Annotated in this window: 12 protein-coding genes; 7 read left to right on the top strand and 5 right to left on the bottom strand. The window is 39.1% G+C overall.

Annotated features, from left to right (window positions below):
• Positions 1-81 precede the first annotated feature (81 nt).
• Positions 82-1,596, bottom strand: coding sequence for a DUF3612 domain-containing protein (locus BTO23_RS13300; RefSeq protein WP_105063758.1), 1,515 nt, complete (start codon positions 1,594-1,596; stop codon positions 82-84).
• A 136-nt stretch (positions 1,597-1,732) separates the two neighbouring features.
• On the opposite strand from BTO23_RS13300, the gene BTO23_RS13295 reads away from it, so the two are divergent.
• Positions 1,733-2,296: an aldolase/citrate lyase/malate synthase family protein gene (locus BTO23_RS13295; protein WP_105063757.1), complete on the top strand. Its 564-nt coding sequence runs from the start codon at positions 1,733-1,735 to the stop codon at positions 2,294-2,296.
• A 50-nt stretch (positions 2,297-2,346) separates the two neighbouring features.
• On the opposite strand, the gene BTO23_RS13290 is transcribed toward BTO23_RS13295, so the two are convergent.
• On the bottom strand, positions 2,347-3,696 hold the full coding sequence (locus BTO23_RS13290) for a diguanylate cyclase (protein ID WP_105063756.1): 1,350 nt from the start codon (positions 3,694-3,696) through the stop codon (positions 2,347-2,349).
• Between the two features lie 178 nt (positions 3,697-3,874).
• On the bottom strand, positions 3,875-4,234 hold the full coding sequence (locus BTO23_RS13285) for an MmcQ/YjbR family DNA-binding protein (protein ID WP_105063755.1): 360 nt from the start codon (positions 4,232-4,234) through the stop codon (positions 3,875-3,877).
• A gap of 63 nt (positions 4,235-4,297) precedes the next feature.
• Between BTO23_RS13285 and BTO23_RS13280 the strand changes: the two genes are divergently transcribed.
• Entirely contained in the window at positions 4,298-4,489 is a 192-nt protein-coding gene (locus tag BTO23_RS13280) for a hypothetical protein (RefSeq protein ID WP_060992214.1), read from the top strand.
• Positions 4,490-4,507: 18 nt separating this feature from the next.
• Here BTO23_RS13280 and BTO23_RS13275 read toward each other — a convergent pair whose 3' ends face one another.
• The gene (locus BTO23_RS13275; protein ID WP_060992213.1) at positions 4,508-5,296 is read right to left on the bottom strand and encodes an AraC family transcriptional regulator; all 789 of its coding nucleotides are present in this window, start codon (positions 5,294-5,296) and stop codon (positions 4,508-4,510) included.
• Positions 5,297-5,882: 586 nt separating this feature from the next.
• Between BTO23_RS13275 and BTO23_RS13270 the strand changes: the two genes are divergently transcribed.
• Both BTO23_RS13270 and pepT read left to right on the top strand, forming a co-directional pair.
• Positions 5,883-6,263, top strand: coding sequence for a helix-turn-helix domain-containing protein (locus tag BTO23_RS13270; protein WP_060992212.1), 381 nt, complete (start codon positions 5,883-5,885; stop codon positions 6,261-6,263).
• Positions 6,264-6,402: 139 nt separating this feature from the next.
• Positions 6,403-7,632 carry a peptidase T gene (pepT, locus tag BTO23_RS13265; protein ID WP_105063754.1) on the top strand — a complete coding sequence of 410 codons (1,230 nt, stop codon included), beginning with the start codon at positions 6,403-6,405 and terminating at the stop codon, positions 7,630-7,632.
• Between the two features lie 77 nt (positions 7,633-7,709).
• Here the strand turns inward: pepT and fdhF are convergent, their stop codons facing one another.
• Entirely contained in the window at positions 7,710-11,873 is a 4,164-nt protein-coding gene (fdhF, locus tag BTO23_RS13260; RefSeq protein ID WP_105063753.1) for a formate dehydrogenase subunit alpha, read from the bottom strand.
• A gap of 294 nt (positions 11,874-12,167) precedes the next feature.
• Here fdhF and glpA point away from each other — a divergent pair, with 294 nt between their 5' ends.
• The 3 genes from glpA to glpC are packed head-to-tail and all read left to right on the top strand — an operon-like array spanning position 12,168 to position 16,533.
• A complete protein-coding gene (glpA, locus tag BTO23_RS13255; RefSeq protein ID WP_105063752.1) occupies positions 12,168-13,868 on the top strand; it encodes an anaerobic glycerol-3-phosphate dehydrogenase subunit A in 1,701 nt (566 codons plus the stop codon).
• Positions 13,865-15,235: a glycerol-3-phosphate dehydrogenase subunit GlpB gene (gene glpB / locus BTO23_RS13250; RefSeq protein WP_105063751.1), complete on the top strand. Its 1,371-nt coding sequence runs from the start codon at positions 13,865-13,867 to the stop codon at positions 15,233-15,235. The genes glpA and glpB overlap by 4 nt, the downstream gene beginning before the upstream one ends.
• Complete coding sequence (gene glpC / locus BTO23_RS13245) at positions 15,232-16,533, top strand: anaerobic glycerol-3-phosphate dehydrogenase subunit GlpC (RefSeq protein WP_105063750.1); 1,302 nt, start codon at positions 15,232-15,234, stop codon at positions 16,531-16,533. The genes glpB and glpC overlap by 4 nt, the downstream gene beginning before the upstream one ends.
• Positions 16,534-16,675 lie beyond the last annotated feature (142 nt).

The raw sequence follows: 16,675 nt of genomic DNA, 5'->3' as shown, positions 1-16,675 counted from the left end.
AATAAATAACTCAAGTATCTACACATAAAAATGCCCTACTCGTTACTGACTAGGGCATTTTACTTTGGAACTAAACAATCCTTATTCTTTGCATTCAGAATAACAACTTGGCTTTCTTGGACAAACAGCACCACGAGAACAAATCACTCTTGCATCGGTTTCTAACCCACGCTCAATCCAATTAATATTTAGTATCTTAGCAACACTGATCAACTCTCTTTTTATACTCTTGGCTATCGGACTTTCTCCACCATTTTTGACACACGCTTTTTGTAAATCACGAGCTAATGAAACGGCATCTTTACCTTGTGCTTCAATCGCAGGGTTTAAATCAATTCCCGCACACAACACACGATTATTACCCGCAGGATCGGTCATATTCACCGATTCACAACAATATATGCGCGGTTCATTATCGACATTAAGGATCGATATTTGTGCCGAACTGCCGTCTTTTGGCTCTGATAATCGACGAAAAACCGCCCAATGATGGCAAGGATCATTCACTTGTTTCATGTTACCCCAAGGAAGAGGGATCCCATTTCCCCGATACACTGCTTTAAGCTTACCCGGAGCATACGCATCAAAATAATGCCAATGAGGATACGGAGAAACAACCGTCATTCGTCTCATTGCAACCGAAGGAGACACACCAGCCAAGCGATGAGCATCTATTTCATAACCATGCCTATCAAGCAGCTGTCTAAACGGCACTCGTGGGCACAGTAGCGCACCAGCAAAGAAACTGGATTCAAAATCACGCCATGCATTTAAAATATCTTGAGCATTGAGGGAACTGTCGGTGTGGTGGATCTCATCATCAAATACACGATGACTACCAACAGATAATGAGCTCTTTAATCCTTCTTTGTTATGTAAAACACAGTGTCCAATATAAACGGCTAGATCGTATTTTAATCTCGTTGGATGATGCTTTAAGATCTCATTCAAATACACTGTACATGGAGGTTCAAAGAAAGAGGTCAATAACTCTTTACCATTAACGCCAAATTCATCTACGACTGATTTAGGTGTTTCTTTTACCCATTTAAATATCAAACCATGCTTAGCGGCAATGTCCATCATCTGTTCAACACTGAGTGGCAGTTGTTTTAACCCAACTTCTTCAGCAGCACGTTCTAGATCCGGAAAGTGGTTTTGATTGTTTTCTTGATGAGCTCGAATAAGAAGATGAGCAAATTGACGGCCAGTAACCCCTGTTTGGTTGAGCATTTCAGGAATTGCGATTTGAAGAATATCATTAGAGAACAGAAAACTTGGCTCTAACACCATCCCACTAATCCCACCTTTTCTGCCCTTATCTGGCGTAATGGCTTGAGATTCTGGCTCACTATCTAAAAACCACGAAGATTCTTTCTGAAAAACAGTCGCGATAACTTCCAACATATCAGCGCTGGGAACCCGCTTCCCTCTTTCAATCATAGAAAGATAAGACACAGAAGGAGAATTCTCAGGATCCACTCGAATACATCGAGTAGAGAGATCTTCCATCGTTAAGTGATTGCGTTTTCTCAGGTTTCGAATTTTAGTCCCAAGAAAATGACTTTGTCTAATTATACTTTTTGACTGACGCATCTTGTAAAATTCACACTGTTAAGTTTTTGTTGTGAAATTGTAGCCAAAACTACGCTAAGCTTCAATACAAGTAAGCAAACAACTCTGACCAGTGTGACTTACTTATCTTTCAGGACGAAAAATTGAGGGCAAGACTATGGCTATCACAAATATAAACAACACAAACAACGTACAACAAGAAACTCCGTTTATGGCTGAAGCTGTCTATGCCGTGGAAAACATGGATGCAGGCCATACCGAAGAGAAGCAACATCAGATAAAAAACTTACTTGACCAATTATTCCCTTTAACTAAGGGATCACATCAAGATGTAACCAACTACTTATTGGATTATCATCATTTAGTTGTGTTTTTTAAAGATGGCAGTTGCAGCGGTTTACGTAACCCTGGAAAGTTTGTGGCATTTACCGGCCATCGTTCTTCGCCAGATACTATTCTTTTAAAAGACAATAGCGGCAGCCATGTTGAAATCATTTTTGGTCATCATGAGCCGGGGAAAAATACCTTAGTAACGATTGAAGATATTGAGATGGAAACATGCACTACTTTTAGTCAAGATTTCAGTCTAGCCGCAATGCGTCATTGGATAAGCTTACTAAAACGTGATGAAAAATCACACCATAAAGCTCATCGTGAAGATAAAGAATACACAGCAAAGAACGGGGACGATTATCAACTTGCTTGCTGTTTTAGCTTATAACCAACATAAAATAGGCCATCATATTAAGATGGCCTAATTGTTAATAACGTTTATCGATGCTTATAAAAATACATACTTCTATCTGCTCTATGCAATAATTCATCAACAGATTTCATTTCAGTATTAAATAAACTATAGCCTACTGTAGTGTCCACATAGATTAGGGTTTCATTGAATTCTATTGGTGTATCACTGACTGCTGATTTAATCTTGCTTATCAGATTATAAATATCTTTTTTTTGATTGATTCTAGGCAGTAAAACTAAATATTCATCACCACCGATCCGAGCAATAATATCATTACTTCTAAGTACAGCAACAACACGTTTAGCAACTTCTTTTAATACTTCATCTCCAGCCGCGTGGCCATAGGTATCATTTATATTTTTAAATTTATTTAAATCTAAATTCAACAAAGCAAAAGTTTTACCTCGCTTTTTAGCACGATAAAATAAAGAGTTTAGGCTATACATAAAATAGCGGCGGTTAGGCAATAGTGTTAATTCATCTTCAAAAGAACGGTTTCTTGCAACCATATACAACCGAAACATTATCGAAATAGATAGCAGTATTAATCCAAAAAAAGAATAACCAACTAAACGAATAATCTCAATTCGATACCATGGATACACTTCACCCAAAGGTTGCTTTTCAATAGCTAACTGCCAACTACCATAAGGCAATTCAACACTCTCAATAACGATTGGATTAGTAAAAGCCTCCTTTTTACCTAAGAAAATAGCACCTTTACTTCCTTGACTGTCTTTACCTCGCATCGCAAATGGGTACTTTTCTCTGAGCAGATAAATCCCCGTCCCTTCGAATAAAGCATCAATATCTAAAACAATACTGATAGACCCCCAATATTCTTCATTTAATGGAGGATCTGAAAATACAGGCATACGAGCAATAAAAGCCTCCCCACCTTGAAAAAGCTCAACCGGCCCTGCAATAAAGATCGTCTCAATATTTCTCGCTTTCTTTATCGATAACCATTGAACGGGTAATGTCCTAAAATCGAGGTCTTGCACTCCTTCATTACCAGACAAAGGATGAACATAACCAACAATATCATTCGGAGCGATAGCTAAATGGCGTATGTAACGAGAGTTACGATAAAGCTCTTTTGCAATTAACGCCCATTGCTCAATTGTTGAAGTAGGATTAACCGTAATTAAGGTAGCTAAGCTATTTGCATAAAAGATATCGGAATGGATCGCACTTTCTAAATTAGAACGAGCTTTCGCTAATTCAACTTGAGATGTATGACTGACTTGATTTTGTAGAAAATTATGCTGCTTTCGGTGTAATTCTTCGACAATCCAAATAACGAGAAAAACAAAACAACTTAAAAGTATCGTGATCGTGGTTTTTTTAGTTAAAAATAGTTTAACCCTCATACCGACCCTCAACTTAAAGTACATTAACCAACATCATAAAAATTAGACATCGGCCCCAAAAAATATAGAGTTCTATTTAAACATAGAGTCTGTATCATATTCAATCGGTTCTATTTACAATTATATTATTACCTTAAAATACCTCTCAAATATAATTTCAAGATGTCTACTTTTTCAATTACAGCATCATTTTCTGTTTTTTAGTTAGTTTCGACACCACTAGATCATAAGAGCTATCTATCCATGACTCTATCATGCTCATGGTGATGTCTTCTGAACTGCTTATTGTAATCCAATGTTTTTTGCTCATATGGTAGCCACGCTCAGTGCCTTTAAATTCTTCAGTCAAGAAAGTAACATCTTCAGGTTTCGCTTTTAGCGTAATGGCCAATTGCCCATCTCTATACCCTATCAATGCAAACATTTTATTGAAGACTTTAAAAACATGCGCCTCAGGACCAAAAGGAAATGAATCGTCACTGCATGGTTTTGAAAGTAAATAATTAATCCATTCCTTTTCTATGAAATTGCTCTCCATCAATGGCACCTTTGTATTTTATGTTAATATTCTTATACTTTAATTTACTGCGAAGAAACATTAATGTCATCAGAACTCAAACTTCTCCCTATTGCTCTTTTGTGTGTTTTCCTTTCAATTGTAGGTCATTTTATCTTAAGTAGCTTATTTTCTGAGGCAAGATGGCTTGAGTATGTCGCTGCTATTATTCCATTAAGTATGATAGCTATTGTCTATTTCGCCTTTAAATTTGCGACAAAAAATGACGACCGATAACGCATTTAGAGCCTAAATCTAAATCGAATGCTTCAATTTATATTGCTCAGGAGTGCAATCTGCATACCGCTTAAACATGGTAATAAAAGGACTGGTTTGGTTATAACCTAAGCTGAATGCAATTTCTTTAATTGACATTTTTTTACGCAATAATTCTAATGAGTAAAGGTATCGGATACGTAATCGCCATTCAGTAAAACTCATTCCTAACTCATTTTGACAATGGCGTGCTAGTGTTCTCTCTGTCGTATGATTACGAGCTGCCCATTCAGCTAAAGTCGTCTCATCTGCGGGGTTGGCTTCTAAGGTTTCTAAAATTGGTTTTAATAATTTATCTTTTGATGTAGGCAAAAAGCGTTCACTTTGTTTTGCAACCAATAGTTGATCAAATAAAACTCGGATCAACCTATCTTCTTGTTCATTTTCTGGTTGCTGTATACTTTGCTCACGCAGCTCGGCAATAAGAGCCTCAACTAAAGGGCTCACTTCCAATAAACACGTATGAGAAGGCAATTTCTTTGCTAAATCAGGAATAATGTTTACAGAGCAATAAGCAATAGGTTTACGATTATAGCTCTGGTGTTGCACACCAGCAGGAACCCAAATAGCAAAATGTGAAGGAGCAAGAAAACGATGACCTTCCGCTTTTAACTCTAAAATTCCCCCACTTATAATTTGCAATTGTCCCCACGAATGAGAATGCGAGCGAGTTTCCGTGTTTGAACGAAACGCATCAAACAACAAATAAATATCTGAGGGTAAGGTTTCAAAAGTTACAGATGCTTGTATGTGCCTTTCTACTGCCATTTATCTTCCTAATCTACTGTGTATAATCGTTTACATATCAACTAATAAAGCGTGACTAAACCATATAAGCATAGTTATTTACCACTAACAAGTATATTAATAGAAAAAGAGAAAACCAACTTAAATGCACTTTATTTATTCACATTTTAAAACATATGATCGTTCTTAATATAATTAAGAAAAAAATAAAAATCACTTTACCTACAAACCATTTGCATTACAGTATCAATGTGATTACTATGCAACCAATTAATCTATAAAATTATCTTTATTTGTTTTAAATCAAAAAGATAGCGAGTAACAGTAATAATAATTTGGCTAATTATATTTATTGTTAACTGCGTTCCATTTATTGTGGTTAATTATAATGAACATGTTCATATTAAAATAAGAAAATTGACAGCGTCACGATTATTTAAATGTAATTAACAAATATCATGGTGAAAAATATTTTACCCATTTCTTTAATTATATTTAGGCTATGAAGTTTATTTCATTCTCCTTAAAAGCAAAGAGAAAATTTATTTCGTAATAAATGACAACCTCATTTCTTTATATTATAAAATCAATATTTCCGAGGTCTATTGTGTTAGATGAAAACACCTCTATGGAAAGCATTTCTCGACGGATCGAGCTAAGAAAAGCTGAGTTAGGGCTTTCGAACACTCAAATTGCTACGGCGTGTGATGTATCAACCAGAACGGTGATCAACTGGACAAGTGGGCTTTCTAGTCCACATATATCAAAGCTTATCCCGTTAAGCTTTATTCTACGAAAAGAAATCGGCTGGATAATTTCTGGTAGTGATAATATTCCTGATTGGTTAGGTGTAACTATGAATGATGTCATAGGATTTCACCAAGAACTTTCAAAGTATTCAAAATCTGAACGTACCATGCTTTTTAAATCAATCAGTAATTTGATTGAGCAGTTTGGCTTTATTTTAAAAGCGAAAGAAAACAAGTAAATACCCTATTCCATTTAGCGCATATCTATAAAATATGCGCTATCTGCACTTCCTTTTCATGACCCATCGCAATTTTTCATCTCCTTTTTTGATCCATACTCATTCTTTGCCTTCTTTTGAATTACATAGAGTGACTATCATGAAAAACCTTGTAGAACGCTTTCTTTCTTATGTGAGTATCGATACTCAATCAAATCCTTCAGCATCTCAGTGCCCTAGTACCGAAAAGCAATTCAACTTAGCTAAACAATTAATTGCTGAGTTAACTGAGCTTGGACTTTCTGATGTCTCTTTAGATAAAAATGGCTATGTAATGGCACGCTTACCTTCAAACGTCGATTACGATGTGCCTGCCATTGGTTTTGTCGCTCATATGGATACAGCACCAGACGCATCTGGTGAGAATGTTAAACCTCAACTTATAGAAAACTATCAAGGCGACATTATTACCCTTGGCACCAGTGGCGAAGAGTTAAACCCAGCTCAATTTCCTGATTTAAAAAACCTTATCGGTCATGATCTCATCACTACAGATGGAACGACTCTACTTGGTGCAGATAATAAAGCCGGTATTGCCGAAATTTTAACGGCCATTGCGGTACTAAAAGCCAATCCAAAAATTCCACACGGTGATATCTGCATTGGCTTTACGCCAGATGAAGAGATTGGCCGTGGCGCAAACCTATTTGATGTTGAGAAATTCAATGCTAAGTGGGCGTATACTATCGATGGTGGCCCTGTGGGAGAATTAGAGTATGAAAACTTTAATGCCACCAGTGCTGATGTGATTTGTCATGGTGTGAATGTTCATCCCGGCACAGCCAAAGGAAAAATGATTAACTCTATGAACATTGCTGCACAATTTCAATTGATGATGCCAGCGAATGAAACTCCTGAAGGCACAGAAGGCTATGAAGGTTTCTATCACCTAAAATCAATGGAAGCAGGCGTTGCAAAAACAGAACTTGGCTATATCGTACGTGACTTTAGCCGTGAAGGCATGGCAGAGCGTAAAGCTTTTATGCAACAAAAAGTCGATGAGCTAAATGCGAAACTAGAAAAAGGCCGTGTTGAACTGATTTTAACTGACAGCTACTTTAATATGCGTGAAATGGTAGAGCCTCACCCACACGTTATTGAACTGGCTAAAGAAGCAATGACAGCGTGTGACGTACAACCTGATATCAAGCCAATTCGTGGCGGCACTGATGGTGCTCGTTTATCTTTTATGGGTTTACCTTGCCCTAATATCTTTACTGGTGGTTACAATTTCCACGGTATTCATGAATTCATTACGATTAATGGTATGAAGCAAGCGGTTGATGTAATTGTAAAAATTGCGGAGTTAAACGCTATCAATAATAAGTAATTACCTTTTTCTAACCATACAAAAAATGCCCGATGATTAATAACCATCGGGCATTTTATTTTACGTTATTACATTACCTATACGCAGACTTCAGGCGCTGGGTTTAATACCTTTTCAATCTTCACCGCTGCCACTTTAAACTCAGGGATCTTCGCATGAGGATCTAGTGCTGTTGTGGTCAATTTATTCGCCGCCGCTTCTACAAAGTGGAACGGAACAAATATCACGCCTTCTTGCATACGCTTGGTCACAAATGCAGGCGCTTCAATCGTGCCACGACGTGTTGATACTCGAACCATTTCACTGTTTGAAATACCTAAACGCTCAGCATCAGCCACACTCATCATGGCGCGAGGACCCGCAAGATTATTTAATCCTTTAGTTTTACGAGTCATGGTGCCTGTATGGTACTGCTCCAATAAGCGACCCGTTGTAAGCACTAATGAGTACTCTTCATCAGGCAGTTCAGCCGCATATCTAAATGGAACCGCTGCCATTTGGCCTTTACCACGTAAGAACTGCTGATTATGCATGATGCGAGTTCCTTGTGGATTCGCATCATTACATGGCCATTGAAGTCCATTTTTACCAATCGCATCCCAATGCATGCCTTGGTACTGAGGTGTCACTTGAGTGATCTCTTCAGTAATGTCTTCAACTGATTGGTAATTCCACTCTCCGCCCATTGCATTAGCAATTTCTTGAATTATCCACCAGTCTTCTTTCGCTTCACCCGGAGGATTAACTGCCGGAGAAATACGCTGAACACGACGCTCAGTATTGGTAAAGTGACCCGCTTTTTCTGCAAACGAACACGATGGAAGAATAACATCGGCGTATGCTGCAGTTTCTGTCATAAAGATATCTTGTACAACTAAGAAATCGAGTTTTTCTAAACCATGAATAACGTGTGCTTGGTCAGGATCACTCAACACTGGGTTCTCGCCCATGACGAATAAACCTTTCACTTGTTCATGGCACGCGGCATCAATGATTTCCGTTAACGTTAACCCTTTCTTGCTTGGTAAGTTTGGCTTATTCCATGCTTTTACGAATTTCTCGTAAACCGCAGGATTCTCTACTTTTTGATAACCCGGAAAATCCGTTGGTAATGCGCCCATATCACACGCACCTTGTACGTTTGATTGGCCACGAAGTGGATTAATACCACCACCTTCAATACCTATATTGCCACACAACATTTGCAGGTTAGCAATAGAGCGAACGTTGTCATGCCCTGTCGTATGCTGCGTAATACCCATTGAATAGTAAATTGCAGTACGCTCAGCAGTGCCGATATAACGCGCCATTTCAATCATATCTTGCGCTTTCACGCCGGTGATTAATTCAATTTTTTCCGGCGAATACGTTTCTGACATTACTTCTGCTTTCAGTTCATCGAAGCCTTCAACACGTTCTGTAATGTACGCTTGATCGTGCCAGTTATTCTTAATGATCTGTTGCATAATACCGTTAAGTAGCATGACATCCGTACCCGGACGTTGCGCGACATACAGCTCAGCGTGATCAGAAATATCCACTTGCTTAGGATCGGCAACAACCAAACGCGCACCGTGATGGCGAATGGCTTGTTTAATATGTGAAGCAATGATCGGGTGAGCAGATGTTGTATCTGATCCAATAATAAAGATCAGATCAGAATGTTTGATACTTGGAATATCATTGGTCATCGCTCCACTGCCGATAGAGGCTTCTAAACCCGTTACCGTAGTTGAGTGACATAAGCGTGCACAGTGATCAAGGTTATTGGTTTCAAACTCACGACGTACCAATTTTTGGAACGCGTAGTTATCTTCATTGGTGGTTTTTGCCGACGAGAATCCCGCTAACGCATTGCCACCGTGTTGAGATTTAATCGCACTGAATTTATCAGCAACCAGTGTAATAGCCTCTTCCCAACTTGCAGGAACTAGCTCACCATCTTTACGAATTAACGGAGTTTTTAAACGCTCATCACTGCTGACAAAATCAAAACCAAAGCGACCTTTAACACAAAGCATACCTTCGTTCACAGGAGACGATTTAGCCCCTTGTACGTATTTGATTTTGTTTGTTGATTCATCAACCATCATGGTTAACTTACAACCCACGCCACAATAGGTACAAATGGTATCAACAGGTTTTAAAATTTCGATTCGACCTTGAGATTTATCACGAGAATCAACCAATGCACCAACAGGACAGGCTTGAACACACGCACCACATTGCACGCAGTTCGAGTTACCCATGTCATAACCGTGCTCAAAACCGGCACGACACTCAGGGCGAGAAGCATTGGTACCATCTTCATTTTTCATGAAACTTAATACACCATGTACGCCTTTCTCATTACACGCTTCAACACACTGACCACAGCTAATACAACGGTTGGCATCAAAGACGATAAACTCTGAACTCGTATCAAGGCCGAACTTTTGCTTATTCTCGTTGGTTAAATCAGTTTCATCCGCTTTATATTCCGTCGCATAATCACGCAAACCACAATTCGTATTTGCCTGACATGCACACTCTAGGCAACGTTCCGCTTCACTGATTGCATCTGCATTATCAAAGCCTGTTTCTACTTCATCAAAGCTTTGCTCACGCTGCTCTGCTGTTAATTCAGGCATAATGACACGCATTGCTTTTTGAATATGCTCGAAGTATTTAGGATCTACCTGCTTGGTCTTTTTCTCTTTTTGAGAATTAAACTGTTTGGTTGGAATCTTCTCCATATCACCACTAAAGAAACGATCAATCGCTTCTGCGGCAATTCGCCCATCTGCAACCGCTTCAATCGCTGTTGCTGGGCCACGGCGAAAATCACCGATGCTAAAAATATTTTTCACACCGCTGTGCATAGTTAGGCTATTTGAATCCGCCGTATTCCAACGAGTCAGTGGCAAATCAATAGTGTCGTTTTCTAAAAAGCTTAAATCTGGTTTTTGAGATACCGCTGAAATTACGGTATCAAAGTCTTCAATGAAGAATTCACCTGTTGCTTTTGGACTACGACGACCAGACGCATCAGGTTCACCCAATGCCATTTTTTCTAAGCGAACTTGAGTAACACGACCATCTGTATCTGCAATATTCTCAACAGGATTAGTTAAGAAATGGAATTTAACACCTTCATGTTCAGCTTCAACTACTTCATAATCTTCCGCTGGCATTTCTTCACGAGTACGACGATAAATAAGCGTAGTATCTGCACCATCACGTACCGCTGTACGAGCACAGTCAATCGCCGTGTTACCACCACCAATAACCGCTACTTTTTTTCCTGTTGTTAATTTAGATTCTGTTACGTAATCTTTTAAGTAATCAACACCTAAATAACAGCCACCAAGCTCACTGCCTTCGTAATGCATTTCAACGGCTTTTGAAGCACCAACAGCCAAACACACTGCGTCGTACTCATCACTCAATTGAGACAATGAGAAATCTTCACCTAACTTAACAGAAGTTTGGATCTCCATACCGTTACGGCACATCAACTCAATCTCTTTATCTAGGATAGATTTTGGCAAACGATATTCAGGGATACCATAACGTAACCAACCACCCGCTTTTGGCATGGAATCAAAAACCGTGACACTGTAACCTTCATTGGTTAAGTAGTAACCACAGGTTAATCCACCAGGGCCACTACCAATCACGGCAATGGATTTACCCTTATCTGCTTTTTTCGGTGGAACGTAAGATTCCTGCGCATTCAAATCTGCATCTGCAGCGTGACGTTTTAACTGACGAATAGCCAATGGCTCATCAACTAATCCACGACGGCACTCTGTTTCACAGAAAGCAGGACACACACGACCAATCGACAATGGCATTGGTAATGTTCGTTTGATGACTTCAATCGCTTTTTGATGATCATTTTGCGAAATATGATACAGGTATGATTGAATATCTACACCAGCAGGACACGCTGTTTGACACGGCGCTTCGCAATCTGCGTAATGATCAGAAAGTATTTTATTTAATGCACTTTGACGACGTTTTGCTAACGCTTCAGACGAAGTGATCACTTGCATACCATCAACGACTTGAGTTTCACAAGCACGTTGAGTTCCTTGCCCTTCAATTTCAACTACACACAAATCACATGGTATTTTTTCACCATTAATGTTGTTTCCGCATAGTGAAGGGATCTCGACATTGCATTCCTTTGTAGCTGCTAACAGTGTTATCTCTTCATCGATAGTGAATGTTTGTTTATCTATAGTTATTTTCATCATTCAGTACCCAGATTGACTTATAATTTTCTCGATTATATCACCTCATTTCGAGTGTTTTTGAAGTCACTCGCAAATCTGATGTTAACGCACTCGAAAACACTCAAATTATTCCATCAAGCGTCGCGTAAAAGTACAAAAAACACGTTCGTATAATGAAAAACATGTGACTCATGTACCACTACGAAAACAAAACGAAAGCGCGAACGAGCATAATTGCGCTAAATCAAAGAAAGTGTCGAACATAAATATCATGATGTATTCATACATCAAAAGTGGTAAAAAAGAGACCAAATTATGGACAAAACTTCTCGATTAGAAACCTCTATCATCATCATTGGAGGGGGAGCAACAGGCACAGGAATAATGCGTGATTGTGCACTGCGTGGCATCGATTGTATTTTAATTGAGAAGGACGATTTAGCTTCTGGAACCACAGGTAGAAATCACGGATTACTTCACTCAGGGGCTCGCTATGCCGTCACGGATAATGAATCAGCGAAAGAATGTATCCATGAAAATAAAATCCTAAAAAACATAGCAAAACACTGTGTTGAGGATACTCAAGGCCTCTTTATTTCATTGCCTGACGATGACTTATCTTTTCAAGCTCAATTTATTCAATCTTGCCAAGAAGCAGGAATTGACGCGAAACAATTAACCCCAAAAGAAGCCTTATTATTAGAACCTAATGTAAACCCTAATCTTATTGGTGCGGTTCAAGTGCCCGATGGAACGCTCGATCCTTTTCGTTTATGTGCGGCAAATGTACTTGATGCGAAAGAAAATGGCGCTCGTTTGCTCACACACACTCATGTAACCTCGCTTATTCGCCACCAAGACACAGTACTTGGGATTAATTGCATTGATGTGAGAACCAACCAAAAGATTGAAATATTCGCTCAAGAAGTCATAAATGCCGCAGGTATTTGGGGACAAAACATCTGCGAATATGCTGATTTAAGTATCAAGATGTTCCCAGCTAAAGGCTCATTACTGATCTTAGATTATCGTATAAATAACTTAGTAATAAACCGTTGCCGTAAACCTTCTGATGCCGACATTTTAGTACCAGGTGACACTATTTCATTAATAGGAACCACATCAGAGCATATTGATTACGATAAAATAGATGACCTTCACGTTAGTGCTAAAGAAGTGGATATTCTATTAAGTGAAGGGGCAAAACTCGCACCGATAATGGCGAATACTCGTGTACTTCGTGCTTATGCCGGTGTTCGTCCATTAGTGGCCGTCGATGATGATGGCACAGGTCGTAATATAAGCCGCGGGATTGTCTTACTTGACCATGGAGAAAAAGACGGACTGAACGGCTTTACGACCATTACGGGGGGTAAGTTAATGACCTCTCGTTTAATGGCTGAAATGACCACCGATCTTGTAGCTAAAAAACTGAATAACACCCAAGAATGTACAACGCATTGTCGCCCACTTCCAGGTTCACACAGCGCTTCTATCGCAGCGAAAAAAACCGCAAGCCTCGCAAAACCCGTTTACCAAAGTGCGGTTTATCGTCATGGTGAACGAGCACAACGTTTCTTAACTGATAATGCCAAAGATCAGGCGGTGATCTGTGAATGTGAAATGGTGACTCAAGGTGAAATTAACTACGCCATCAATCAATTAGATGTTCACAATTTGGTGGATCTTCGTCGTCGTACCCGTTTAGGTATGGGACCGTGCCAAGGTGAGTTATGTACGTATCGCGCTGCTGGGCTTTTTGAAGAATGTGGGCAAGTCTCTGGTAATCAATCAAGCCAATTATTAACACACTTTCTAGAAGAACGCTGGAAAGGCATTAAGCCCGTTTTCTGGGGTGATGCATTACGTGAAGCAGAATTCAGTTATTGGATTTATGAGGGATTATTTGGCGCAAGTGATATTCCAACAAGCAATACGCCAACACCCAAGACTCAATTAGAAAAAGACCAAGTAGAAGAGTCTCAATCAAAAGAAGAACAAGAGGCAACATTATGAATTTCGATACCATTATAATTGGCGGTGGCATGGCAGGCTTAAGCTGTGCTCTGCGCTGCTTAGAAGCCGGATTAAAAACAGCGGTGATTGCCTCTGGTCAAAGTGCCCTACACTTCTCATCAGGCTCTGTTGATGTGTTAGCAAAAACACCCGATGGCACGCATGTTATCGACCCAATGGTAGCAATTGATGGATTTTCGACTCATTACCCTGAACATCCTTATGCCACATTAGGAAAAGAAACCGTAAATCGTGCAATTGATTGGTACCAAACAACACTATCTACTATTGGCGTTCCGCTAACTTCTCAAGTAAACGGATGTAATCATTATCGATTAACGCCTTTAGGTACAATGAAATCAACATGGTTATCACAACCTTTTGTTCATCAATTCCCGATGGCATTAGAAAATAATACAGTGCAAAAAATCGTACTGATCACAGTGGATGGCTTTCGTGATTTTCAACCAAAGTTGGCGCAAGATAACTTAAAGCAAATCACTCAATTATCTGAGGTTGAAATTTCAACAGCAACCGTCTCTTTGTCTGCTTTTAATGACATTCAACGTAATCACTGTGAGTTACGATCCATTGATCTTTCTCGATTATTAGCAAAACGAGCGAACCTACAAGAATTTGCACATGCATTGCAGCAACACGCCAACCCCGGTGATCTTGTCGTGATCCCTGCTATCTTTGGTAACGGAAAAGGATTGGGGCTTTTAAAAGAGATTGAAGCATTAACTCAACTGACTTTATGTGAAGTCCCAACCATGCCGCCATCGTTATTGGGTATTCGATTAGAAGAAACCATGAAACACGCTTTCATTGATCAGGGTGGAACGCTACTCAATGGAGATCATGTTATCCAAGGAGAGTTCTCTTACGTTGATAAAGAGGATCCTGAGCATTCACATTACCGATTAAACCGAATTTTCACTAAAAATCATGGTGACTTCCCACTACAAGCAAAGCAGTTTGTACTAGCCACTGGCAGTTTCTTTAGCCAAGGCTTAAAAGCAAGTGCAGATTCAATGGAAGAACCTATTTTTGGCTTAGATATGGACCAAACCGCTTCTCGCACAGATTGGTACAGCTCTGCTTTTTTTAGTCCACAATCGCACCCATTTTTAAGTATGGGTGTAAAAACAACGTCAAAACTACAAGCGATAAAATCAGGTAATGTTATTGATAACTTCTATTGCGCAGGTGCCATCTTATCTGGTTATAACCCTGTATTAGAAGGCAGCGGCAGTGGTGTGGCAATTAGTTCTGGCTTTCATGCTGCCGAATCAATAATCAAGCAAATAAGACCTGAGTTTTTATCAGCCAATAAAATAGAACAACAACAAGAGGTCGCATTATGAGCAGCCCACTATTTCACTCGACTCTATTAAAAGATAATTTGTTAAAAGGCGAATTATTAAAAGACAAATTTGCAAAAGATAATTTAATTTTTAGAGCTCCCGCTAATACCAGTTTTGATCAATGCTTAAAATGCACCGTATGTACCGTGTATTGCCCTGTTGCTAAAGAGAACCCTGATTATCCCGGCCCAAAACAATGTGGACCTGATGGTGAGCGTTTACGCTTTAAAAGCCCAGAATATTATGATGAAACCTTAAAACTCTGCACTAACTGTAAACGCTGTGAAACCGCTTGTCCGTCAGGAGTTAGAATTGGAGACATGATTGCGGTCGCTCGTGGTAAACACGGAAAACCTGCTTATAACATGAAAGGCATTCGTGATTTCGTATTAAGTCATACTGATTTATTTGGCTCAGTCGCAACGCCGGTAGCTCCTATTGTGAACGCGATGACGAGCGTGCCATTAGTAAAAAAAGTGATGCACAAAACCATTGGGGTCCATGACCATAAATCGCTGCCTAAGTATTCTCACGGTACTTTCCGCCGTTGGTATAAAAAAGAAGTATCAGATCAATCAATCTACCAGCAACAAGTGCATTATTTCCATGGCTGTTTTGTAAACTATAACCATCCACAACTAGGTAAAGACTTTATTAAAGTCATGAATAACATGCACATTGGCGTACAATTGTTAGATAAAGAAAAATGTTGTGGCGTACCCTTAATTGCTAATGGATTTCACAAAAAAGCACAGAAGAATGCTGAATTTAATGTTGCTAATTTAGAGGCTGCCATTGAGCGCAGAGATGTCCCTATTTTATCAACCTCATCAACGTGTTCATTTACATTACAACAAGAGTACCCACACGTATTGGATGTAGATAACAGCAAGGTGGCGAAGAAAATAGAATACGTTACCCGCTTTTTATTAAAAGAGATCATGAACGGTCGTGGCCCTAAAATGAAACCTTTGAATAAAAAGATTGTTTATCATACGCCTTGTCATTTAGAGCGCAGTGGCGGCAATATTTACACCATTGAATTATTACGAGCGATACCGGGCTTAGAAGTACAAGTACTGGACAGTGAATGTTGTGGGCTAGCTGGAACTTACGGCTTTAAAACAGAAAACTACGATACCTCTATCGCTATTGGTAAAAACGTATTTGACCAAATAAAAGCCGCTAAGCCAGATTATGCAATTACTGATTGTGAGACCTGTAAATGGCAAATAGAAGAGAATACAAATGTTACGACTATCCATCCAATCTCGTTATTGTGTGAAGCCTTAATGTGAATGAATTAAATGGGTGATATATAGAACATACTAAATATCACCCATTATATTAATACTAAAGGGCTAATAGTAAATATTCACTGTTCTAAATTCACAACATCGACCCTAGTAAAAATAACCGATTCAATCATTAATTAATGTT

This window comes from Aliivibrio sifiae, from assembly GCF_002954715.1.
Taxonomy (GTDB): Bacteria; Pseudomonadota; Gammaproteobacteria; order Enterobacterales; family Vibrionaceae; genus Aliivibrio; species Aliivibrio sifiae.
The sequence above is the reverse complement of the archived record's forward strand: the minus strand, read 5'-3'. Positions and strand labels throughout refer to the sequence as shown.